General features: G+C 75.6%; 6 protein-coding genes. 1 reads left to right on the plus strand and 5 read right to left on the minus strand.

From position 1 onward, the window contains the following. The 5 genes from AB0399_RS34880 to AB0399_RS34900 all read right to left on the minus strand — a co-directional run. Window positions 1–6,376 (minus strand): type I polyketide synthase (locus AB0399_RS34880; RefSeq protein WP_366414020.1); only part of this gene is annotated, 6,376 nt, incomplete at its 3' end. 73 nt (window positions 6,377–6,449) lie between these two features. Continuing rightward, a complete protein-coding gene (locus tag AB0399_RS34885; protein WP_366414024.1) occupies window positions 6,450–11,468 on the minus strand; it encodes an SDR family NAD(P)-dependent oxidoreductase in 5,019 nt (1,672 codons plus the stop codon). A 5-nt stretch (window positions 11,469–11,473) separates the two neighbouring features. Beyond that, entirely contained in the window at window positions 11,474–21,226 is a 9,753-nt protein-coding gene (locus AB0399_RS34890) for an SDR family NAD(P)-dependent oxidoreductase (protein WP_366414021.1), read from the minus strand. A gap of 279 nt (window positions 21,227–21,505) precedes the next feature. Continuing rightward, window positions 21,506–22,915: an FAD-dependent monooxygenase gene (locus AB0399_RS34895; protein WP_366414022.1), complete on the minus strand. Its 1,410-nt coding sequence runs from the start codon at window positions 22,913–22,915 to the stop codon at window positions 21,506–21,508. After that, a complete protein-coding gene (locus AB0399_RS34900) occupies window positions 22,912–24,102 on the minus strand; it encodes a DUF993 family protein (RefSeq protein WP_366414023.1) in 1,191 nt (396 codons plus the stop codon). The genes AB0399_RS34895 and AB0399_RS34900 overlap by 4 nt, the downstream gene beginning before the upstream one ends. Before the next feature lie 279 nt (window positions 24,103–24,381). On the opposite strand from AB0399_RS34900, the gene AB0399_RS34905 reads away from it, so the two are divergent. Then, window positions 24,382–24,813, plus strand: coding sequence for an SRPBCC family protein (locus tag AB0399_RS34905; RefSeq protein ID WP_329362512.1), 432 nt, complete (start codon window positions 24,382–24,384; stop codon window positions 24,811–24,813). Window positions 24,814–24,942: the final 129 nt, after the last annotated feature.

Consider the following 24,942-nt stretch of genomic DNA (forward strand, 5'->3'; position numbering starts at 1 on the left):
ACCCCGCCGCACCCAACGCCGCACGAATCACCCGCTGCTGCGCCGGACCATTCGGCGCCGTCAACCCATTACTCGCCCCATCCTGATTCACCGCGATCCCACGAATCACACCCAGAACGGGGTGGCCGCTCCGCCGAGCATCGGAAAGCCGCTCCACGACCAGCATTCCCGCGCCCTCACCCCACACCGTGCCGTCCGCCGCGTCGGAGAAGGACTTCGCCCGGGCATCACGCGCGAGGCCGCGCTGGCGGCTGAACTCCACGAACGCTTCGGGGGTCGCCATCACCGCGACACCGCCGACCAGCGCGAGCGAGCACTCGCCCGAACGCAGCGCCTGCACCGCCCAGTGGAGTGCCACCAGTGAGGAGGAGCACGCCGTGTCCACCGTCACCGCCGGCCCCTCCAGGCCGAACACGTAGGAAATCCGACCGGAGGCAATCGCGCCGGTGCCGCTGTTCGCGGCGTAGTCGTGGTACATCATCCCGGCGAACACGCCCGTCGCGCTTCCCCGCAACGACGCCGGGTCGATCCCCGCCCGCTCCAGCGCCTCCCACGACACCTCCAGCAACAACCGCTGCTGCGGGTCCATTATCAACGCCTCATTCGGACTGATCCCGAAGAACGCCGGATCGAACTCCCCCGCATCGTGCAGGAATCCACCCTCACGGACATAACTCGTGTTCGGCCGCTCACCTGTCGCGTCGTACAACTCCTCGGTATTCCAGCCTCGGTTGGCGGGAAATTCCGAGATCGCGTCCACGCCGTCCGCCACCAGCCGCCACAGATCCTCCGGCGAGGAGACCCCACCCGGATAGCGGCACGCCATCCCGACGATCACGATCGGGTCGTCGTCGGTGGCCGGGGCAGCGGCGGCGGTGGGCGCGGCGGTGTCGGCGGAGTGGTGGCCGGCGAGTTCCTCGCACAGGTAGCGGGCCAGGACGGTGGCGGTGGGGTAGTCGAAGACGAGGGTGGCCGGCAGGCGCAGACCGGTGTCGGTGCCGAGGCCGTTGCGGAGTTCGACCGCGGCCAGCGAGTCGAAGCCGAGGTCGCGGAAGGCGCGGTCGGGCTCGACGGCGCCGGTGGAGCCGAAACCGAGGACGAGCGCGACGCGTTGGAGGACGACGTCGAGCAAGGCGGCGGGCCAGTCTGCTGCCGGGAGGGCGGCCAACTGCCGGCGCAGCGCGGCGGCGGCGTCTTGGCCGCCGTCGGCACGGCGTCGCCGAGCCGGCGGGACCAGACCGCGCAGGACCGCCGGAACGTCGTCCGCCTGGCGCCGCATCGCGGCCAGGTCGAACCGGACCGGGACCAGGGCGGGCCGGTCGGTGGCGACGGCGGCGTCGAAGAGGGCGAGGCCGTGGTCGGCGGTGAGCGGCAGGACGCCGCCTCGTGACATGCGGGACCGTTGGCCGGCGTCGAGAGCGGCCGCCATCCCGGCGGGGCCGGCGGCGGACGCGTCGGCCCAGGGGCCCCAGGCGAGGGAGTGCGCCGGCAGGCCCTGGGCGTGGCGGTGCTCGGCGAGGGCGTCGAGGAAGGCGTTGGCGGCGGCGTAGTTGGCCTGACCGGGGGCGCCGAGGACGCCGGCTCCGGAGGAGAACATGACGAACGCGGTGAGGCCGAGTCCGGCGGTGAGCTCATGCAGGTGGAGCGCGGCGTCCGCCTTGGGGCGCAGCACGGCGTCGATCCGGTCGGGGGTGAGTTCGGTGACGACGCCGTCGTCGAGCACACCGGCCACGTGGACGACCGCGGTGGGCGCCGTCCGGCGCAGTTGCTCGGCGAGTGCCTGGCGGTCGGCCGCGTCACACGCCACGAGGTCCACATCGGCACCCATGGCGGCGAGTTCGTCGCGCAGCGCGTCGGCGCCGGGCGCGGCGGGGCCGCGGCGGCTGGTGAGCAGCAGGCGGCGCACGCCGTACCGGTGCACGAGGTGGCGGGCGAGCAGCCCGCCGAGGGAACCGGTCGCCCCGGTGATCAGGACGGTGCTGTCGGGTCCGAACGCGGGCGCGGTGCCGGTCGGTTGGGCGCCCGTCGGTTCAGCGCCCGTCGGTTCGGTGCCGGTCGATCCGGTGCCGGTCGGTTCGGAAGGGGCGGGGGCCTGCGGAAGCCGGGTGAGGCGCGGTACGTGGACGAGGCCGTCACGCATCGCGACCTGCGGTTCGCCGCTGGCGAGGGCGACGGCGAGCCCTTCGTCGTCGGGTTCGCCGGCCAGGTCGACGAGAACGATGCGGTCGGGGTGCTCGGACTGTGCGGCCCGGACCAGGCCCCACACCGCGGCGCCGGCGAGGTCCGTGACCCCCTCCCCGCGAGGTCCGGCCGCACCGCGGGTCACGACGGCCAACCGGCCCGCGCCGCCGACCCGTTCGGCACTGATCCCTTCAGTGCCGATCCCTTCGGTGCCGTCCTCCTCCCGCGCCACGTCCTGGGCAGCGGCTCCCGCCCCCTCCACGTCCACGTCCACGTCCACGTCCACGTCCTGCGTGGAGTGCTGTGCGCCGAGCAGCGTCCTGAGCGCCTTCAGTACGGCGTGGGTGGCCCGTCGTACCGCGTCGGCGTCGTCACCGGGGACGCTGTGCAGTACCTGGACATCCGATGGCAGAACGGTCGGAGCGGTCGCGGCGCCCGGGGCCGCCTGCGGGGTCCACTCCAGCCGGAACAGCGCGCCGTCGCCCGCCGAGCGGGCCGCCGCGATGGCGTCGCGGGACGGCGGGCGGACGGTGAGCTGCTGGACGGACGCCACCGGTCGGCCGGCGGTGTCGGCCGCTTCCAGGGAGACGGAGTCGGGTCCGGTGCGCCGCAGCCGGACCCGCAGACCGGACGCGCCGGAAGCGTGCAGCACGACTCCGTTCCATGAGAAGGGCACCGCGGCCTGGCCGTCGGCCGCGCCGGTGAAGGCGATCGCGTGCAGGGCGGCGTCGAGGGCGGCGGGGTGCAGCCCGAGGCGCTCGGCGTCGGCGTGGGCCTGCTGCGGGAGGGTGACCTCCGCGAGCACGGCGCCGTCGTGGCGCCAGGCCGAGGTGAGGCCCTGGAAGACGGGGCCGTACTCCAGCCCGGCGCCCGCGAGGTCCTGGTAGATGTCGTCGAGCGCAAGCTCCTCGGCACCGGATGGCGGCCACTGCGGCAGGTCCTCGGGGTCGGCGGCCGGCGCGGCGATGGAGAGCGTTCCGGTGGCGTGGCGGTGCCAGGGCGCGTCCGGCGCGGCCTCCTCCGCCCGGGAGTGGACGCCCAACGGCCGTACGCCCGTGGTGTCCGGCGCGCCGACGGTGACCTGAATCTGCACGCCGCCCTGCTCCGGCAGCACCAGCGGCGCTTCGATGACGAGTTCGTCGAGCGTTCCGCAGCCGACCTGTTCGCCTGCGCGCAGGGCGAGTTCGACGAAGCCGGTGCCGGGGAAGAGGATCGCGCCGCCGATCCGGTGGTCGGCGAGCCACGGGTGGGTGGCAAGGGACAGCCGGCCGGTGAGCAGGGTGCCCTCAGAGTCGGCCAGCGTCACGGACGCGCCGAGCAGCGCGTGGTCGGCCGAGCTGAGCCCGGCGGCGGCGACGTCGCCCGCGGTGCGCCGCGGGGCCACCCAGTAGTGCCGGCGCTGGAAGGCATACGTGGGCAGGTCCGCGACCTGGCGCGGCGCGGGGCCGGTGAAGGTCTCGCGCCAGTCCACGGCCACGCCCGAGGTCCACAACCGGCCCACCCCGGTGAGGACTTCCGCCGCCTCGGGGCGATCACGGCGTACCAGCGGCACGATGACCGCCGAACTGGCCGCGCTGGTGGCTGTGTTGGTGGCTGCGCTGTCCTCTTCGGCGCCGGCTTCGAGGCAGGGGGTGAGCATCCCGGACAACACGGCATCCGGCCCGATCTCGACCCAGCGCGACACCCCCTCACCCGCCAACCAGCTGACGCCCTCGGAGAACCGCACCGCCTCCCGCACATGCCGCACCCAATAGCCGGGATCGCGCAACTCCTCCGCCGCCGCGAGGCCACCCGTCACGTTCGACACCACCGGAATCGTCGGCGCCGCAAACGACACCCCGTCCAGTACCTCGCCGAACTCCGCCAACATCGGCTCCATCAACGCCGAATGGAACGCGTGACTCACCCGCAGCCGACTCGTACGGCACCCCCGCCCAGCGAACACCTCCGCCAGCGCAAGCACCGCCTCCTCGACCCCGGACACCACCACCGACGACGGACCATTCACCGCAGCAACCGACACACCCTCCGGCAACACCTCCCGTATCGCCGCCTCCGATGCCCCGATCGCCACCATCGCGCCGCCCGCGGGCAGTGCCTGCATCAACCGGCCCCGCGCCGCCACCACCCGCGCCGCGTCCTCGACCGACCACACCCCCGCCACACACGCAGCCGCCACCTCACCGATCGAATGACCCACCACGAACTCCGGCCGCACCCCCCACGACTCCACCAACCGGAACAACGCCACCTCGAACGCGAACAACCCCGCCTGAGCCACAACCGTCTCGTTCACCCCGGCCGCATCCGACCCCCACAACACCTCCCGCAACGAAAACCCGAGATGACGGTCCAACTCCGCCACCGCCTCATCGAACGCCGCCGCGAACACCGGAAACGCCCCACACAACTCCCGCCCCATCCCCAACCGCTGCGCACCCTGCCCCGTGAACACGAACGCGGTCAGGCCGTCGCCGACGACGCCTCGCACGATGCCGGGGGTGCTCCGGCCCTCCGCGAGGGCGGCGAGCGCGGTCCGTGCGGTGGCGCCGTCGGGGGCCACGACGACCGCCCGGTGTTCGAGCGCGGCGCGGCCGGTGGCCAGGGTGTGCGCGGTGCCGAGCGGGTCCGCGGTGCCGACGTGGGCGGCGAGCCGGGCGGCCTGTGCGGCCAGCGCGTCGGCGCCGCGGGCGGAGACGGTGAAGGCGAGCGGCAGCCCGGCCGGGCGGTCCAGGGCCGTGGCCGTGGCCGCGGCTGCGGCTGCGGCTGTGGAGGGGGCCGGGGCCGCGGACTCCTCGGCGTGCTCGTCGTCCTGCTCCGGCGCCTGTTCCAGGATGACGTGCGCGTTGGTGCCGCTCAGGCCGAACGCGGAGACGCCGGCGCGGCGCGGGTGCCCGGTCGAGGGCCACGCGACGGGCTCGGTGAGCAGCCTGACGTTGCCGGCGGTCCAGTCGACGTGGTGTGAGGGCTCGGTGACGTGCAGGGTCCTGGGCATGGTGCCGTGCCGCATGGCCATGACGGCCTTGATGATGCCGCCGACGCCGGCGGCGGCCTGGGCGTGCCCGATGTTCGACTTGAGGGAGCCGAGCCACAGCGGCCGGTCCTGGGGGCGCCCGCGGCCGTAGGTGGCCAGCAGGGCCTGGGCCTCGATCGGGTCGCCGAGGGTGGTGCCGGTGCCGTGCGCCTCCACGAGGTCGATGTCGGCGGTGGTGAGTTCGGCGGCCTCCAGGGCCTGCCGGATCACCCGCTGCTGGGAGGGGCCGTTGGGCGCCGACATGCCGTTGCTGGCGCCGTCCTGGTTGACCGCGGAGCCGCGGATCAGGCCGAGTACGGGGTGGCCGTTGCGGCGGGCGTCGCTGAGCCGTTCCAGCAGCAGGATGCCGGCGCCCTCGGCCCATCCGGTGCCGTCGGCGCTGTCGGAGAAGGACTTGCAGCGGCCGTCGGCGGCGAGGCCGCCCTGCTTGCTGAAGGCGACGAACGGGCCGGGGGTGGACATGATCATCACGCCGCCGGCGAGGGCGAGGGTGCACTCGCGCTGCCGCAGCGCCTTGGCGGCCAGGTGCACGGCGACGAGGGAGGAGGAGCAGGCGGTGTCGACGGTCAGGGCGGGGCCTTCGAGGCCCAGCGTGTAGGAGATGCGGCCGGAGATGACGGCGGCCACGGCGGCGGTGCCGAGGTACGCCTCGGCGACCTCGGGGGCGGCGTCGAGCAGGTCGCCGTAGTCCTGGAAGCCGGAGCCGACGAAGACGCCGACGGGCGCGCCGCGCAGCGCGTCGGGGGCGATGCCGGCGCGCTCCAGGGTCTCCCAGGAGATCTCCAGCATGAGCCGCTGCTGCGGGTCCATGGCCAGCGCCTCGCGGGGGGCGATGCCGAACAGGCCGGGGTCGAAGTCGCCGGCGCCGTCGACGAATCCGCCCTCGTGCACGTAGCTGGTGCCGGCGTCGCCGTCACCGCCGAGGCGCGCCAGGTCCCAGCCGCGGTCGGTGGGGAACGGTGCGATGCCGTCGCCGTCGCCGGCCACCAGCCGCCACAGGTCCTCGGGTGAGGAGACGCTTCCGGGGAAGCGGCAGCCCATGGCGACGATCGCGATCGGCTCGTGGTCGGCCGCCTCCGCGTGGCGCAGCCGCTGCCGGGTCTGGGCGAGGTCGGCGGTGACACGTTTGAGGTAGTCCAGCAGCTTGGCGTCGTCAGCCATCCCTGTTTCACAACACCTTTCGGTCCCGGTGGGGACTGGATTCCGGCTCCGGTCGGGGCGCTTGCGCGGTCGGTCAGGACAGCCCCAGCTCCTGGTCGATGAAGGCGAGGACGTCGTCGGCGGACGCCTCGTCGAGGCGCGCGCCGACGTCCGGCGTGCCGGGCGCGGCCGGGTCGGTGCCGGTGTCCGTGCCGGGCGGGTCGCCGGCCAGCCGGGCCGTCAGCGCGCGCAGCCGGGCGGCGATGCCGTGCTCCTCGACTTCCTGCGGGGTGAGTTCGGCGGCTGCCTGCTCCAGGCGTTCGACCTCGGCGAGGACGGCGGTGGCGCGGGCCTGCTCGTCCAGGCCGAGTCGGGCGAGGAGGTGGTCGGCGAGGGCGGTGGGGGTGGCGTGGTCGAAGACCACGGTGGCCGCGAGCGGGACGCCGCCGGCCGTGGCGAGGCGGGTGCGCAGGTCGGTGGCGGCGACCGAGTCGAATCCGAGGTCGGTGAAGGGCCGGGCGGTGTCGAGTTCGCCCGGGTCGTCGTAGTGGAGCAGGGCCGCGACGTGGTTGCGGACCAGGTCGACCACGGTGTGCCTGCGGCGGGCGGGCGACATCGTGGCGAGCTTGTCCCGCAGGGCCGCGCCGGCGGCAGGGTCCTGCGCGGGTGCCGCGGTGAGGGCGCCGCGGGTCTCCGGCAGGCCGTCGAGCAGCGGCCGGGGTCGGGCCATGGTGTAGACGGGGGCGAAGCGGGCCCAGTCGATGTCGGCGACCACGAGGTGGTGCTCGTCGTGGTCCAGGGCGGTCCGCAGCGCGCCGACGGCGAGATGGGGCGGCATGGGGGGTGCGCCGAGGCGCCGCATGGTGGCGGCGAGTTCGGCGTCGACCATGCCGCCGTCCCACGAGCCCCAGGCGATCGAGGTGGCGGTCCGGCCCTGGGCGCGGCGGCGGTGGGCGAGGGCGTCGAGGAACGCGTTGGCGGCGGCGTAGCCGGCCTGGCCGGTGCTGCCCCAGACGGCGGCGCCGGAGGAGAACAGGACGAACGTCGCCGGCTCGCGGTCGGCGAGCAGTTCGTCGAGCAGGGCGGCGCCGACCACCTTGGCATGGGCGGCCTGGTTCACCTCCTCGACGGTCAACTCCGTGACGGACGCGAGTCGTTGGAGTTCCCCGGCGGCGTGCACGACGTGCAGGGGCGCGTCGGCGGGCAGGGAGTCCAGCAGCGCGGCGAGGGAGGCGCGGTCGGCGACGTCGCAGGCGACGACGGTGGTGCGGGTGCCGCGGGCGGCGAGTTCCGCGCGCAGGTCGTCGGCGCCCTCGGCTGCCGGGCCGCGGCGGCTGGTGAGCACCAGGTGTGCGGCGCCGAGGTCGGCGAGCATCCGGGCGACGTGCGCGCCGAGGCCGCCGGTCCCGCCGGTGATCAGGGTGGTCCCCTCGGGCCGCCAGGTGCGCGGCGCGGTGGCGCCGTCCCGTGGCGCGCGCAGCATGCGGCGGGCCAGGAGGGCGCCGGGGCGTACGGCGAGCTGGTCCTCGCCACCGTCTGCGGCGAGGATGGCGCACAGGGTGCGGGCGGCGGCCGCGTCGACGGTCTCCGGCAGGTCCACCAGGCCGCCCCAGGCGTCGGGGCGGTCCAGGGAGAGGCCGATGCCGAGGCCCCACAGCAGCGCCTGGTAGGGGTCGGCGGGTTCGGTGGCGGTGGCCGCGACGGCCTGCCGGGTGACGCACCACAGGCGGGCGTCGGGCGCGGCGTCCGCGAGTGCCTGGGCGAGCAGGAGCGTTTCCGCGCAGCCGCGGGTGAGGGCGGGGTGGCGCGGATGCCCGGTGGTGTCGAAGGCGAGCAGGGAGACGACGGTGCCGAGCGGGCCGTCGGCGGCCTGCTCGGTCAGCCGTACGGCCAGGCCGGCGCGGTCGTCGTCGGCGTCGACGCGGATCAGGGCGAGGCGGTCGGCGCCGTGCGCGGTGAGGGCGTCCAGGACGGTGCGGACGGCTTCGTCGTCGTCGAGTCCGGCGGGGACGGCGACCGTCCAGGTTCCCTGCGGGCCGGTGGGAGCGGGGGTGGTGACGGGCCGCCAGCCGACCTGGTAGCGCCACGTGTCGGTGGTCGCGCGCTCGCGCCGGCCGCGGCGCCACTCGGTCATCGCCGGCACCACCTGGCCGAGGGCGTCGACGCCGACCTTCAGGTGCGCGGCGAGTTCGGGCAGGCCGGTGCGTTCGAGGCTGTCCCACAGCGCGCTGTCGGTGGGGTCGCCGCCGGTCGCGCCGGGTGCCGTGCCCCCGTCGGCGTCCTGCCACCAGTACCACTTGCGCTGGAAGGCGTACGTGGGCAGGTCGTCCACCGCGCGGGCGTCGCGGCCGGCGTAGAAGGCGGACCAGTCGACGGGCACGCCTCGGACGTGGAGGAGCGCGAGGGCGCTGACCGCCTCCCGTTCCTCGCCGCGGTCGCGGCGCTGGAGCGGTACGCAGGCGTGGTCGCCGTCGTCGGGCAGGCAGTCGGGGACGACCGGGGTGAGCGCGGCGTCGGGGCCGACTTCGAGGAAGGTGGTGACGCCCTTCTGCCCGAGGTGGCGGACGCCGTCGAGGAAGCGGACCGGTTCGTGTACGTGCCGCACCCAGTAGTCGGGGCTGCACAGGTCCTCGGCCGTCGCGAGGGCGCCCGTCACGTTCGACACGACCGGAATCGTCGGCGTCGCGAACGACACTCCGTCCAGCACCTCCCCGAACTCCGCCAACATCGGCTCCATCAGGGCGGAATGGAACGCGTGGCTCACCCGCAGGCGGCTCGTCCGACGGCCCCGCCCCGCGAACACCTCCGCCACTTCGGCCACGGCGTCCTCGACCCCGGACACCACCACCGACGACGGACCGTTCACCGCAGCGATGGACACGCCTTGCGGCAGTTCCGCGCACACCTCGGCCTCGGAGGCCCCGATCGCCACCATCGCCCCGCCCGCCGGCAACGCCTGCATCAACCGCCCCCGCGCCGCCACCACCCGCGCCGCGTCCTCGACCGACCACACCCCGGCCACACACGCAGCCGCCACCTCACCGATCGAGTGACCCACCACGAAGTCCGGCCGTACTCCCCATGATTCGACCAACCGGAACAACGCCACCTCGAACGCGAACAACCCCGCCTGGGCAATGACGGTGTCGTTCACCCGGGCCGCGTCCGAGCCCCACAACACCTCCCGCAACGAAAACCCGAGATGGCGGTCCAACTCCGCCACCGCCTCGTCGAAGGCCGCCGCGAACACCGGAAACGCCCCACACAACTCCCGCCCCATCCCCAACCGCTGCGCACCCTGCCCCGTGAACACCAACGCGGTCAGGCCCTCCGCCACCGCACCCTGGAAGACGTCCGCCCGCACCTCGCCGGTCGCCAACGCCTCCAGGCCGCGCAGGTATTCGGCGCGGTCCTGCGCGACGACCACCGCGCGGTGGCGTAGCGCGGAGCGGGTGGTGGCAAGGGAGTAGCCGAGGTCCATGACGCTGTGGCTGCCGGTGGCGGCGTGGTCGAGCAGCCGGCGGGCCTGGGCGGACAGTGCCGTGCCGCTGTGTGCGGAGAGGGGCAGCGGCACGGCGGGGGCGGACGGTTTCGGGTGCGTGCGGCCGCGCTGGTTGGGGGCCCAGATCTCGTCCATGCTGCGGCCGACGACCGGGATGACGACGGAGGAGGCGAGTTCCTCGACCTGCGAGCGCAGGCGCTGTGCCTGGGTGCGCAGGACGTCCGGGAGCGTGCCCTGCTGGTCGGCCTCGGCCGGGTCGTCGTCGGGGGCCTCCTCGATGATGACGTGCGCGTTGGTGCCGCTCAGGCCGAACGCGGAGACCCCCGCGCGGCGCGGGTGGTCCGCTCGGGTCCAGGGGCGGGCCTCGGTGAGGAGGCGGATGTGGCCGGAGGTCCAGTCGACCTCCGACACGGGTTCCTTGATGTTCAAGGAGCGCGGCAGGGTGTCGTGACGCATCGCCTGGACCATCTTGATGATCCCGGAGACCCCGGCCGCGGCCTGGGCGTGCCCGATGTTGGACTTGATCGAGCCGAGCCACAGCGGCCGGCCGGGGTCGCGCTGCTGCCCGTAGGTGGCCAGCAGGGCCTGGAGTTCGATGGGGTCGCCCAGCCGCGTGCCGGTGCCGTGCCCCTCGACGGCGTCGACGTCCTGCGGGGACAGTTGCGCGTTGGCGAGCGCCTGGAGGATGACCCGCTGCTGGGAGGGGCCGTTGGGCGCCGACATGCCGTTGCTGGCGCCGTCCTGGTTGACCGCGGAGCCGCGGACCAGGGCGAGGACGGGGTGGCCGTTGCGGCGGGCGTCGGTGAGCCGTTCCAGCAGCAGCAGCCCGACTCCCTCGCCCCAGCCGGTGCCGTCGGCGTCGGAGGAGAAGGACTTGCAGCGGCCGTCGGGGGCGAGCCCGCGCTCCTGGCTGAAGCCGACGAAGGACGTCGGGGTGGTCATCACCGTGGCGCCGCCGGCCAGGGCCAGCGAGCACTCGCCGGACCTGAGCGCCTGCATGGCCAGGTGCACGGAGACCAGCGACGCGGAGCAGGCGGTGTCGACGGTGATGGCCGGCCCTTCCAGGCCGAGGCAGTACGAGATACGGCCGGACGCGACGCTGGCGAGGCTGCCGACTCCGGCGGCGGCGTAGTCGTGGTAGACGACGCCCGCGAAGACCCCGGTGGGGCTGCCCTTGAGCGAGTCGGGCGGGATGTTCGCCCGCTCCAGGAGCTCCCAGGCGGCCTCCAGCAGCAGCCGCTGCTGCGGGTCGGTCTCCGCGGCCTCGCGGGGGCTGGTCCGGAAGAAGTCGGCGTCGAACTCGCCGGCGTCGTGCAGGAATCCGCCCTCGCGGGCGTAGGTCTTCCCGGGGGTGGCCGGCTCCGGGTCGTACAGCGCCGCCAGGTCCCAGCCGCGGTTGTCGGGGAAGGCGGAGATGCCGTCGCGGCCCTCGGCCACCAGCTCCCACAACTGCTCCGGGGTGTGCACGTCGCCGGGGAACCGGCAGCTCATCGACACGATGGCGATGGGCTCGTGCTCCTTCGCCTCGACCTCGCGAAGATGGCGCCGCACCTGGTGCAGGTCGGCCATCGCGCGCTTGAGGTAGTCGCGGAGCTTCTCCTCGTTCGCCATCGCCATCAACCAATCTCGAGGTCGTCGAGTGCCTGGAACAGCTCTTCGTCCGAGGCCGACTCGTAGGCCCCTTCCGCCTCGGCCGCGACGCCGTCCCGCCGGTCGCGCCACCTGCGCAGCAGGCTCTCCAGCCGGGCCGTGATCCGGGCCGCCTCCGCGTCGTCCGGGGTCGCCTCGGCGAGGGCGTCCTCCAGCCGCCGGAATTCCGCGAACACCGGCTGCCGGGGGCCGGTCCCGCCGTCGAGGGCCGCGCCGAGCCGCTCGGTGACCGCCCGCGAGGTGGGGTGGTCGAAGACCAGGGTGGCGGGCAGCCACACCCCGGCGGCGGCGCTCAGCCGTTTGCGCAGTTCCACGGCGGCGAGGGAGTCGAATCCCATCTCCTGGAAGGCCCGGTCGGGGTCGACGGCCGCGGCCGAGGCGTGGCCGAGGACGGCGGCGACGTGCTCGCGGACGGCGGCCAGCAGGGTCCGGTCGCGTTCCTCGGGGGCCAGTCCGGCGAGCCGGCGGATCAGCGGCGCGTCCTCCTCGGCGCGGGCGCGGCGGACCGGGGCGTGCACCACCGCCCGCAGCACGTGCGGGAGTTCGCCGGCCCGGGCGCGCAGCGCCGCGTGGTCGAGGCGCGCCAGTACGCAGTGCGTCGCGCCGAGAGCCAGCGCCGCGTCGAACTGCGCGAGCCCTTCCTCGGCGGTGAGGGTCGGGAAACCCGGGCGGTCGGGGTGCTCGGCGCCACCGGCGTGGTCCGGGGCGCCGGGCCGGTCCGGGGCGGCGGTGCGCCACGGCCCGTGCGCGAGGCAGACCGCGGGCAGTCCGCGCGCGCGGCGGTGCGCGGCCAGCAACTCGAAGGACGCGTGGGCCATGGCCGCGTCCGTGGTGCCGATCTCCCCGAGGAGGGCGTCGGCCGCCGACACCAGGACGAAGGCGGCGGGAGCGGCGTCGCGGACGGCCTCGTGCAGGTGCCACGCGTCGTCGGCCCGCCGGGCCGCGGCGACCTGGGTCCCGGTCGCGGATTCGGTTCCGATCCCGGATTCCGTCCCGGAGTCGAGGCCGCTCACCGTGGTGGCCCGCGGGCCGTCGGCCGCGATGTGCACCACCGCGGTCAGCGGATGCGCCTCGGGAATCGCGTCCAGCAGCGCCGCCAGCGCCGTACGGTCGGCCAGGTCGCAGGTGGTGACGGTCACCGCCGCGTCCGGCACGGCCGTCTGCGGGTCACCGGGTGCGCGCACCAGCGTCAGGCGCCGAAGGCCGTGCGTGGCGGCGAGGTGGCGGGCGAGCAGCGTGCCCGCGGCCGTGTCCCCTGTGACGAGCACGGTGCCGTCCGGGTCCCAGCCGGCCGGACCCCGCGGGGGGAGGCCGGCGCCGTCCGGGGCGGTGAGCCGCGGCAGCAGCACCTCACCGCCACGGACGGCCGTCTCGGGTTCGCCGCAGGCCAGCGCGGCGGCGAGCGCGCGGTCCGGGTCGGCGGACGGGTCGAGGTCCACCACGACCGGCCGGCCCAGGCCCTCCGCGCGGGCGGCCCGCACCAGTCCCCAGGCGCGGGCGCCTTCGGGGTCGGGCGCCGGGTCCTGCCCGGGTTCCGTGCCGGCGGCCACCGCCCCGCTGGTGGCGACGACGAGCCGCACCGCGGCGAGCCGCGGGTCGTCCGCCCAGCGCCGCAGCAGCGCGGGCAGTTCCGGGTCGGGGGCGGCGGTCGCGCACACGTGGACCACGGTGGCCGGGGCCTGCTCGTCGGCGTCGATGGCCGCGAGCAGCGCGTCGAGGTCGGCGTGGCCCGGCGACACCGGGTCGAACAGCGGCTCGGGGCGGCCGAGGAACGTCCATCCGGCGACCGCCGTCCCGGCGGGAGCGGGCGGGGCCGGCGTCCAGCGCAGGGTGTGGAGCACCGGGTGGTCGGTCCGGTCGGCGGCGGCGAGTTCACCGGGGGTGACCGCGCGGGATGCCACCGAGTCGGCGGTGAGCACGAGCCGGCCGGCGCTGTCGGTGACCACCAGTGCGCGGCCCTCCGGGCCGGGGGTGATCCGTGCCCGCAGCGCGTCGGCGCCCGCGGCGGCGCGCAGCCGGACACCCCGCCACGTACCCGGGACGACCGGTGCCGCGTCGCCCTCCCCGGCCAGCCGTTCGGCGTGGAACACGGCGTCGAGCAGGGCCGGGTGCACGCTGAAGCCTTCCGCCCGCGGCTCGGCGTCCCGCACCGGCTCGACCTCGGCGCACAGGTCGTCGCCGAGCCGCCAGGCGGCCCGCAGGCACTGGAACGCCGGACCGTAGCCGTATCCGGCGGCCAGCAGGCGCTCGTAGGCGTCGCCGAGGGCGAGCGGGACGGCGCCGACGGGCGGCCAGTCCGCCTCCGGGCGCGGCGCGGGCGGCTCCGGAGCCTGCGGTCCCTCGACGACACCGGAGGCGTGCCGGGTCCAGGGGGCGTCCGGGTCGGCGTCGGGACGCGAGTGGACGGAGACGGGGCGGCTGCCGTCGGGCCGCGGGCCGTCCACCACGACGCGCAGCGCGGTGGAGCCGTCGCCGGTGACTGCCAGGGGCAGTTCGACGGTCAGTTCGCGCAGGGTGTCGCAGCCGGCGTGCCCGGCGGCGTGCAGGGCGAGGTCGACCAGAGCGGTGGCGGGCAGGACCGGGGTGCCGAGCAGGTCGTGGTCGGCCAGCCACGGCGCACCCGCGGCGGTGAGCCGGCCGGTGAGCACCAGCGCGCCGGAGTCCGGGACGGTGACCAGCGCGCCCAGCAGCGGGTGCCGGGCCGGCGCCTGACCGACCCGGGCCGGGTCGCCGCCGTGCGAGGCCGACTCCAGCCAGAAGTGCCGGTGCTGGAAGGGGTAGACGGGCAGGTCCACCCGGCGGGCCGCGGTGCCGTCGAAGAACGCCGCCCAGTCCACCGGCACACCGCGGGAGTGCGCCCGCGCGACGGCGGTGACGAGTTCCCGCGCCTCGGGGCGATCGCGGCGCGTCGCGGGGACGAAGGCGACGTCGCGCTCACCGGTGAGGCAGTCGGGCCCCATCGTGGCGAGCACCGCGTCGGGGCCGAGTTCGAGGTGCGTGGACACCCCGCGCTCGTCGAGGTGGCGCACCACGTCGTGGAAGCGCACGGTCTCGCGCACGTGCCGGACCCAGTACTCCGGGTCGCACAGCAGCTCCTCCCCCGCCTGCCGGCCGGTCACCGCGGAGACCACCGGGAGCGCGGGCGGCCGGTAGGACAGCGCGGAGGCCACCGCGCGGAACTCCGCCAGCATCGGTTCCATCAGCGGCGAGTGGAAGGCGTGGCTGACCCGCAGCCGGGTCGTACGGCGGCCGTCCGCGGCGAAGCGGGCGGCGATCTCCTCGGCCGCGCCGGCCGCGCCGGAGATGACGACGGAGGTCGGGCCGTTGACCGCGGCGAGGCTCACCCGGTCGGAGAGCAGCGGCAGGACCTCGTCCTCCGCGGCCTGCACGGCGATCATCGCGCCGCCGGCCGGCAGCGCCTGCATCAGCCGCCCGCGGGCGGCCACCAGCGCGGCGGCGTCCGGCAGGCCGAGCACCCCCGCCGCGCGCGCGGCCACCAGCTCGCCGACGGAGTGGCCGGCGAGGAAGTCGGGCCGCACGCCCCACGACTCGACCAGCCGGTAGAGGGAGATCCCGACGGTGAACAGCGCCGGCTGCGCGTAGCAGGTCAGCTCCAGCGCCGCCGGGTCGGTTCCCCACATCACGTCGCGCAGCGGCCGGTCCAGGTGCGGGTCGAACGCCTCCAGCGCGGCGTCGAACGCCCGGCGGAAGTGCGGGTGGGCGTCGTACAGTCCGCGTCCCATGCCGAGGCGCTGCGCGCCCTGGCCGGTGAAGAGGAAGGCGGTGCCGCCGGTGGTGCGCCGCCCGGCCGGCTCGTCGTCGGCGGCGAGCGCCGCCAGTGCCGCGACCAGCTCGTCGCGGTCGTCACCGACGACCAGGGCCCGGTGGTCCAGCGGCGACCGGGCCGTGGCGAGCGTGAACGCCACGTCGGCCGGGCTCGGCCCGGGGTCGTCCGCGAGGTGGGCGGCCAGGCGCCGGGCGTGCTGCCGGAGGGCGTCCGGGCTCGCCGCGGAGACCAGCCAGGGCACCACGGGCCGGGGCGCCGACTCGGATGCCAGCTCGGACGCCGGCTCGGACGCCGCGGCCGACTCCGGTCCGTGCTCCGGGTGTCGCGGCTCCGCGGAACCTCCGGCGGGCTCCGCGGGGGTCTGCCCGGTGGTGGCGTCGGAGGCGGCGTCCGCGGGCGCCTGCTCGACGATCACATGCGCGTTGGTGCCGCTGATGCCGAACGAGGAGACGCCGGCCCGCCGCGGCCGGCCGGGCTCGGGCCACGGCTGCGCCTCGGTGAGCAGCCGTACCGCGCCCGAGGCCCAGTCGACCTGCTGCGAGGGCTCGTCGACGTGCAGCGTCCGGGGCAGCACGCCGTGCCGCATGGACTCCACGGCCTTGATCACCCCGGCGACGCCCGCGGCGGCCTGGGCGTGCCCGATGTTCGACTTGATCGAGCCGAGCCACAACGGGCGCTCAGCGGAGCGGTCCTGGCCGTAGGTGGCGAGCAGCGCCTGGGCCTCGATCGGGTCGCCGAGCGTGGTGCCGGTGCCGTGGCCCTCGACCGTGTCGACGTCGCCGGTGCCGAGCCCGGCCGCGGCCAGCGCCTGGCGGATGACCCGCTGCTGCGCCGGGCCGTTGGGCGCCGTCAGTCCGTTGCTGGCACCGTCCTGGTTGACCGCGGAGCCGCGGACCAGGGCGAGGACGGGGTGGCCGTTGCGGCGGGCGTCGGCGAGCCGTTCCACCAGCAGCAGCCCGACGCCCTCGGAGAACCCGGTGCCGTCGGCGGCGTCGGCGTACGACTTGCACCGCCCGTCGGCGGCCAGGCCGCGCTGGGTGCCGAACTCCACGAGCACCCCGGCGGTGGCCATCACCGTGACACCGCCGGCGAGCGCGAGATCGCACTCGCCGGAGCGCAGCGACTGGATCGCCAGGTGGAGGGCGACCAGGGAGGAGGAGCAGGCGGTGTCGACGGTGATCGCCGGGCCCTCGAAGCCGTAGTGGTACGACAGCCGGCCGGAGGCGATGGAGCCGGTGGCGCTGTTGTCGGCGTAGTCGTGGTACATCACGCCGGCGAACACCCCGGTGGGCGTGGCCCGCAGGGTTCCCGGGTCGATCCCGGCCCGCTCGAACAGGTGCCAGGAGGTCTCCAGCAGCAGCCGCTGCTGCGGGTCCATGGCCAGTGCCTCGTTGGGGCTGATCCCGAAGAAGTCCGGGTCGAAGTCGGCGGCGCCGTCGAGGAATCCGCCGGAGCGGGTGTAGGTCCTGCCGGGCTTGCCGGGCTCGGGGTCGTACAGCTCCTCCAGGTCCCAGCCGCGGTCGGCGGGGAACGCCGAGACCGCGTCGGTGCCGTCGGCGACCAGCCGCCACAGGTCCTCCGGGGACTCCACGCCGCCCGGGAAGCGGCAGGCCATCGCCACCAGGGCGACGGGTTCGTCCAGTGCCGCCGCCCGGGTCCGCGCCGACTGGGGGCGCTGCCCGGTGAGTTCGCGGTCCATGTGCCGGACGACAGCCCGGGCCGAGGGGTGGTCGAAGACCAGGGTGGCCGGCAGCCGCAGGCCGGTCGCGGCGGCCAGCCGGTTGCGCAGTTCGACGGCGGTCAGCGAGTCGAAGCCCAACTCCTTGAAGGCGCGGTCCGCCTCCACGGCGTCCGGGGAGGCGTGCCCGAGGACATCGGCGACCTGGGTGCGCACCAGTTCCAGCAGGGCGCGTTCGCGCTCGCCGGGGGCCATGGCGGACAGCCGCTCGCCCAGCGGGGCGTCGCCGCCGGAGCGGGCCGCGCGCCGCGGCGGAGTCCGGACCAGGCCGCGGAGCATGGCCGGGAGGGTGCCCTGCGCGGCCTGCGCGCGCAGCGCGGTGGTGTCGAGCTTCAGCAGCAGCCGGTGCGCGGAGGCCGGGTCGCCGGAGGTGACGGGGACGGGTGCGTCGCCAGGTGCACTGCCGGATGCGCTTCCGGACGGCGAGCCGTGCGGCGCGACGGCGGGCGCGGATACGGGTGCGGGTGCGGGCGCGGATACGGACTCGGGCGCGGACTCCGGCGGAGATACGGACCCGGGTCCGCGTACGGACGCGAGGGCGGCGTCGAGGAGGTCGAGCGCCTCCGCGGTCTCCAGGGGCGGGAAGCCCTGGCGGCGCAGCCGGGAGATGTCGCGCTCGTCGAGCGCGCCGGTCATCCCGCTGCCGTCGGCCCACAGCCCCCAGGCGAGCGCGGCCGCGGGAAGGCCGGCGGCCCGGCGGTGGGCGGCCAGGGCGTCGAGGAAGGCGTTGGCGGCGGCGTAGTTGCCCTGTCCGGGCGCGCCGAGGGTGCCCGCCGCGGAGGAGAACAGCACGAAGCCGGCGAGGTCGAACCCGCGGGTGAGTTCGTGCAGGTGCCAGGCCGCGTCGGCCTTGGCGCGCAGCACCTCGTCGAGGCGCTTCGGGGTGAGCGCGTCGATGACGCCGTCGTCCAGGACGCCCGCGGTGTGCACCACGGCGCGCAGCGGGCGGTCGGCGGGGATCGCGGCCAGCACCGCGGCCAGGGCCGACCGATCGGCGACGTCGCAGGCGACGACCTTCGCCTCGGCGCCCGACTCCGCCAGTTGCGCGACCAGTTCGGCCGCGCCCGGGGCGGCTTCGCCGCGCCGGCTGAGCAGCAGCAGCCGGCGTACCCCGTGCGCGGACGCGAGGTGGCGGGCGACGTGGGCGCCGAGCACCCCGGTGCCGCCGGTGACCAGGACGGTGCCGTCGGCCGGCCACGCCGGGCGCGGGCCGTCCTGCGGCGCCGCCGCGGCGGCGAGCCGGGGGGTGAGGACGACTCCCCCGCGCACCACCGCCTCGGGTTCGCCGTCGGCCAGGACGCGGGCCAGCGCCTCGGGGTCGAGGTCACCGTCGGGGCCGGTGTCCACCAGCACGAAGCGGCCGGGGTGTTCGGCCTGCGCCGACCGCACCAGCCCCCACAGCGGGGCCTGTTCGAGGTCCGGCGACTCCCCGCCGCCGGCCGCCACCGCCGAGGTGGTGACGAGGACCATCACGCTGTCCTGGAAGCGCGGATCGGCCAGGAACGACTGCACCTCGTGGAGGACGTGTCCGGTACGGCGGCGGACGGCGTCGAGGACCGTAGCGCCGCTCCCGCCGCCCGCGCCGGGCGCCTCGGGTTCCGCCGGTTCCAACAATTCCGCCGCTTCCGCCGGTTCCAACAATTCCGCCGGTTCCGACACTTCCGCCGGTTCCGCCGCGGCGCAGAGCACCACCACACCGGGCGGTGTTCCGGTGCCGAGCCCGGACGCCAGCGCGGCGAGGTCGGCGTGGCGGGCGGCGCCGGTCGCGGCGGCGAGTGCCTTCGCCGCGCGGCCGTCGCCGACGACCGCGCACGCGGGGAGCGCGGCCGCCTCCTCGGCTCGCGGCGCCGCGGTCCACCGGACCGCGTGGGGCACCGGGCCCCGCGTCGCGCCCGCGGAGGCCAACTGCCGGGCGGAGACCGCCTTGGCGACCAGCGACTCCACCGCGAGCACCGGCCGCCCGGTGCCGTCGAACACGTCGATCCGGACCGCGTCGGGGCCGGCCGGCCGCAGTACGGCGCGCGCGGTGGTGGCGCCGGAGGCGTGCAGCGACACCCCGTTCCAGGCGAACGGCAGGACAGCGCCGCGCGAGGCGTCCGGGTCGCCGCCGCCGGCCACCAGGTCGGCGTGGAGCACGGCGTCGAGCAGCGCCGGGTGGACGGCGAAGTGCGCGGCGGCGGCACCCTCCTCCTCGGCGAGGGCGACCTCGGCGTAGATCTCCTCGCCGTGCCGCCAGGCGGACTTCAGGCCCTGGAAGGCCGGCCCGTAGGCGTGGCCGCGCTCCAGCAGCCGCGGATAGGCGCCGTCGAGCGGGATCGGCTCCGCGCCGGGCGGCGGCCATTCGGGGATCGCGGCGAGCGCGGCGGCCGGGCCCGGGTCGAGCACGCCCGCGGCGTGCCGGGTCCAGGGGCCGTCGGCGTCCTCGGCGCGGGAGTGGACGGTGACCGCGCGTTCGCCGTCCGGCCCCTCGGCGCCCACGGTCACCTGGAGCTGGACCCAGCCCTCGTCGGGCAGCACGAGCGGTGCCTGCAGGGTCAGTTCGCGCAGCAGCTCGCAGCCGGTCCGCGCGCCGGCGTGCAGCGCGAGGTCCACGAACGCCGCGCCGGGCAGCAGGACGGCGCCGAGTGCCTCGTGGTCGGCGAGCCACGGCTGGGCCGGCAGCGACAGCCGGCCGGTGAAGACGGTCTCGCCGGAGGTGGAGGAGGTGACCACGGCGCCCAGCAGCGGGTGGCCGGCCGGATCGAGGCCCGCGGCGGCGAAGCTCGTCGCGTCCTGGTCCGGGCGCGCCCAGTAGCGCCGGTGCTGGAAGGCGTAGGTGGGCAGGTCCACGACGCGTGCGGCGGTGCCGGTGAAGGACGCGCGCCACTGCACCGGGGCACCGGCCAGCGACGCCTCGGCCAGCGAGGTGGTCAGGCGGAGCAGGCCGCCCTCGCCGCGCCGCAGCGAGCCGACCACGCGGGCCTCGGCGCCGGTCGCGTCCACGGTCTCCTGGAGGCCCAGCCGCAGCACCGGGTGCGGGCTGGACTCCACGAACAGGCCGTGCCCGTCGGCGAGCAGCGCCCGGGTGGCCTCCTCGAAGCGCACCGTGCTGCGCAGGTTGGTGAACCAGTACCCGGCGTCCAGGGCGGCGGTGTCCAGTGCCGCGCCGGTCACGGTGGAGTAGAACGGCACGGTCGAGGAGCGCGGGGCGACCGGCGCCAGCACCGCGAGCAGCTTGTCCTTGAGCTGCTCCACGTAGTGCGAGTGGGAGGCGTAGTCCACCGGAATCCTGCGGACGCGGACGTCCTGCGCGGTGAGCTGGTCGAAGATCTCGTCCAGTGCCGCGGTGTCGCCGCAGACCACGACGGAGCCGGGCCCGTTGACGGCGGCGAGCTGGACGCGGCCCTGCCAGGCGCGCAGCCGCTCCTGCGTCTCGGCGGCGGGCAGCGGGACCGACATCATCCCGCCGAGACCGGCGAGTTCCTCGGCGATCAGGCGGCTGCGCAGGGCGACGATCCGGGCGCCGTCGGACAGCGAGAGCGCCCCCGCCACGCAGGCGGCGGCGATCTCGCCCTGCGAGTGGCCGACGACCGCGTCCGGTTCCACGCCGTAGGAGCGCCACAAGGCCGCGAGCGACACCATCATCGCCCACAGCAGCGGCTGCACCACGTCGACCCGCTCCAGTGACGGGGCGCCGGGCCGCTCGCGCAGCACGTCCATCGGTTCCCAGTCCACGAAGGGCTCCAGCGCCCGCGCGCACTCCGCCATACGTTCGGCGAACGCCGGTGCGGTGCTGAGGAGTTCACCGGCCATCGCGGGCCACTGCGAGCCCTGTCCGGGGAAGACGAACGCCACCCGGGTGCTGCCCGCGGGCCGCACCGGGCCGCTGACGACGGTGCCGCCCAGCCCGTGGCCGGCCAGGGCGGCCACGCCGGCGAGCAGGTCGGCGCGGTCCGTGCCGACCGCCACCCCGCGGTGGCCGAGCACGGACCGGGTGGTCACCAGCGACAGGCCGATGTCGGGCGCGGACCCGCCGGCCTCCGCCTCGGGCCCGGTGAGCCAGGACAGCAGCCGGCCGGCCTGGGCCCGCAGCGCTTGCTCGTCGCGTCCGTGCAGGACCCAGGGGACGGCCCGGGACGCCTGCGCGTCACCGGACGGCAGGCCGCCGTCCACCGGCTCTGCGGTGGTTCCGGGAAGTCGTTGCTCGCCGCTCATGCGGGGCACCCCCTTGACTGGTACCGAGTGACATGTCGCTCCCCCGAGCGGCGGCCGCTGGTGCTGTGACCGCGAGGGGCTTTCGCCGGTCGGCGCGCGGTGCCCGGCGCGGTGGGACCGCCCGGTGCGGCACCGTCCTGGTGACGGGCTCGCACGGGCGGTCCCGCCGGCGCCGCGGGCACTCCCCCTGGCTTAGCCGCGGGCGCTTCCACCCGCCGAAGGCGGAGGCGGAGCGCCCCTACGGGCACCGCGAGCAGGTGGACCCTCGCGGTCACGGCACTACCGGGGGTCGGTGACGGGTTCCGGTGCGAGCAGGTCGCCGAACTCCGGGAACTGCTCGATCGCCTGCTGCGCGGTGAGCGGCGGACGGCGCGGCCCGCGGATCACCGGCCACATGAAGGCGCGGGAGAACATCCGGCTGGGTGGCGCGCAGAACGTGCCCACGGTGAAGGCGATGTCGGACACCGTCCGGTCGCGGGCCGCCACGTGTGCCACCCGAGCCGCCATCCAGGTCTGGAAGGCGGCGCCGCGCACCGGCACGCTGGAGGTGACGCCGGGGAAGAACAGGTCGTTGCTGACCGCGTTCTGCCAGGCGAACGCGTTCGCCTTGGCGACGCCCCGCTGCACCCGGCGGCCCAGGCCCGGCCCGAGTCCGGTGCGCCGCAGCTCCGCGCGCAGCACCAGGGCGGAGCGGGCGGCCACCGACATGCCGGTGCCGTAGGTCGGGTTGAGCGCCGAGGCGGCGTCGCCGATCACGAAGTACCCCTCGGGCAGGGGCAGCTTCTCGTAGTGGCGCCGCCAGTTGGGCATCCGCCGGTAGGAGCGGATGTCGCTGAGCGGCTTGGCCCGGGACAGCAGCCGCGACACCAGCGGGTCCTCCCAGTCACCGCAGTCGGAGACGAACTCCTTCTCGTCGGTGGGGGGTTCGCCGCCGCGGCTGCCGAACCTGGTGACGATCCAGCGCCCGTTGTCGTTCGGCAGGATCGCGATCCCGCGGCCCGGCTCGCCGGTGCCGGGCTGCACCTGGATCATCACGCCGGGGAAGTCCTCCGTCCCCTCGGGCGCCTGGTACCAGCGGCTGGCGTAGGCGAACCCGGCGTCGACGAAGTCCTCCCGGGGCGCCGCCACGCCGAGCTCCGCCAGCCAGCGCGGGCCGTCGGAGCGGCGGCCGGTGGCGTCGACCACCAGGTCCGCGGCGATCGTCTCCTCCCGCGTGTCCTGGCCGGATTCGAGCGGCTTGATCCGCACGCCGGTGACGCGCTGGGCGTCCCCGGTCAGCGCCACGGCCTTGACGCCCTGCCGCATCGTCAGGCGGGCGGCGCCCAGCACCTGGCCGCGCACCACGTGGTCGAGCGTGTCGCGCCCGCACAGCAGCAGGTAGGCGTCCGTACGGTGCCGCTGGAACCAGTCGCGCGGACCGCGGGTCAGCGTGCCGCCGGGCAGGCCGCGCCGCTTGGCGCCGGCCGCCATCAGCAACTCGGTGGTGCCCGGCAGCAGTTCGTCGAACGCCTCGGCGCCGCCCCGCATCAGGATGTGGTTGTGCCGGCCCTGCGGCAGCCCGTTGCGGGGGGCCGGCGTCGTGGGCAGCACGTCGCTCTCGACCACCACGACCTCGTCGGCGTGGTCGGCGAGGACGGTCGCGGCGAACAGGCCCGCCAGGCCACCGCCGAGAACGACAGCGGTGGTCACTGCGCTATCCCGTGGGTGGCGAGGTAGGTCTTCATGCGCTGCTCGGCCAGCGCCGGGTCGGCGAACAGGCCCAGGCCGTCGGCGAGCCGGTAGGCGGTGGCCAGGTGGGGCACGGAGCGCGCCGACTGCTCGCCCCACACCATGCGGGTGTGCGCGCTGTGACCGCCCAGCCAGCCGAGGAAGACCAGGCCGGTCTTGAAGAAGAACGTGCTGCGGCCCGGGCCCTCGAAGAGGTGGGCGCACAACGGCACGGTGGAGTCCAGCAGTTGGCGGCCGTGCGCGGTGTCACCGCGGTCCAGGGCGCGCAGCGCCTCGGCCGCCAGCGGCGCGATCGGGTCGAAGACCGGGGTCAGGCCGTCGCTGAAGCCCTGCTCGTCGCCGGCGAACAGCTCCGGGTAGCGGTCGGTGTCGCTGGTGTAGAACCGCACGCCTTCCGGCAGCAGCCGGCGCATCTGCACCTGCTGCTCGGCGGGCAGCAGCGCCACCTTCACACCGTCGACCTTGTCGATGTTGTCGCGGACGATCGCCAGCAGCGCACCGTAGGCGCTGTCCACGTCCATCTGGCCCCAGTAGCCGGTGTGGCGCGGGTCCCACACGGAGGTGATCCAGTGCAGGATCGCCGGCTTCGAGCACTGCCGCAGCAGCGCGCCGTACAACTCGGCGTAGTCGGCGGGGTCCTGGGTGGCGGCCGCCAGTTGCGGGCTGCACATGATGATCGCGGTGGCGCCGGCGGCCTCCACGACCTCCAGCTGCTGCTCGTACGCGAGCCGGACGTCCTTGACGCTGGCCGGCGAGAACGGGTCGAGCTGGTCGGTGGTGATCGCGACGGCCATCCGGCCGCCCACCGCGCGGGCTTCGGCGGCGGAGTGGCGGATCAGCTCCACCGACGTCGGCCAGTCCAGGCCCATGCCGCGGTGCGCGGTGTCGAGCGCCTCGGCGAGCGTGTAGCCGTGCGCCCACAGGTGGCGCCGGTAGGCCATGGACGCCTCCCAGTCGATCGGCTGGGGCGGCGGCGGGCCCATCGGCGGCCCGAACGGCTCGTTGGCCGCGAGCGGGTCGCCCAGCACGTGCGCGGTGGCCAGTGGGCTCCGCTTGGCGAACGGCGAGTCGTCGGGCGTGAAGACGCGCGGCGAGGCGTTCGGCTCGTACGACGTCAATGTTCCGTCGGCCTCGGGAAGTTTGATCACTTTCGGCTCCCAGTCTCTGCTCGACCACCACGGGCGCTTCATTGAATCGACTCCGCGAGTGGCCGAACCAGATCAACCGCCCCCTAAAGGACCTGGGTGACCCCCCTACCTGCGAGCGGCCCGGCACCACCCCAACTGCCCTGCCCAGAGCCCTTGTAGGGGCTGCCGGACGGTACTTCTGGGGGTCCCCGCCCTGGAGCGCCGCCGGGCCGCGATGCGTTGATGGCGGGGACGGCGATATCGCGGCCGCGCGGCCGCGGGAACGGAGAGGCTGGACACATGTGGAACTGTGAGTACGGGGTCGAGGTCGGCGTCACCGGTGCGGAGGTCTGGGCCCGGTACACCGATCTCGACACGTGGCCGGAGTGGTACGGCGCGCTGAGCTCGATCCGCCTCGACGGGCCGTTCGCGGCGGGCTCGGAAGGGGTGATCGAGCAGTCCATGGAGTCCGGCAACCGGACGGCCCCGGTGCCGTTCACCCTCACCGACGTCACCGACGGCAGCGGCTTCACGCTGCTGACCCGGATCGGCGGGCAGGTCGAGATGCGGTCGGTGTGCGCGATCGCGCCGGCCGGCGACGGCGTACGGATCACCCACCGGGCGGAGCTGGACGGGCCCGGCAGCGAGCAGATGGGCGCCCAGATCGGCGCGCAGCTGGAAGAGGCGCTCCGCACGGGTGTCGACCGCCTGGCCAAGGTCCTGACGTCCTGACGGACCCCTCCCGGGGGCGGGGGGCCCCCCCCCCCCCCCCGCCGCCCCCCCCCCCCCCCCCCCCCCCCCCCCGCCCCCCCCCCCCCCCGGGGCGGGGCGCAAGGGGGCGCCGACGGGGGGGCGGGCGAG

This window comes from Streptomyces sp. NPDC088194 (assembly GCF_040702025.1).
Classification (GTDB): Bacteria; Actinomycetota; Actinomycetes; order Streptomycetales; family Streptomycetaceae; genus Actinacidiphila.

Excerpts from the sequence above, each read along its gene's own strand:
- AB0399_RS34890 (WP_366414021.1), bottom strand. The coding sequence starts at position 21,226 with ATGAGCGGCGAGCAACGACTTCCCGGAACCACCGCAGAGCCGGTGGAC.
- AB0399_RS34885 (WP_366414024.1), bottom strand. The coding sequence starts at position 11,468 with ATGGCGAACGAGGAGAAGCTCCGCGACTACCTCAAGCGCGCGATGGCC.
- AB0399_RS34905 (WP_329362512.1), top strand. The coding sequence starts at position 24,382 with ATGTGGAACTGTGAGTACGGGGTCGAGGTCGGCGTCACCGGTGCGGAG.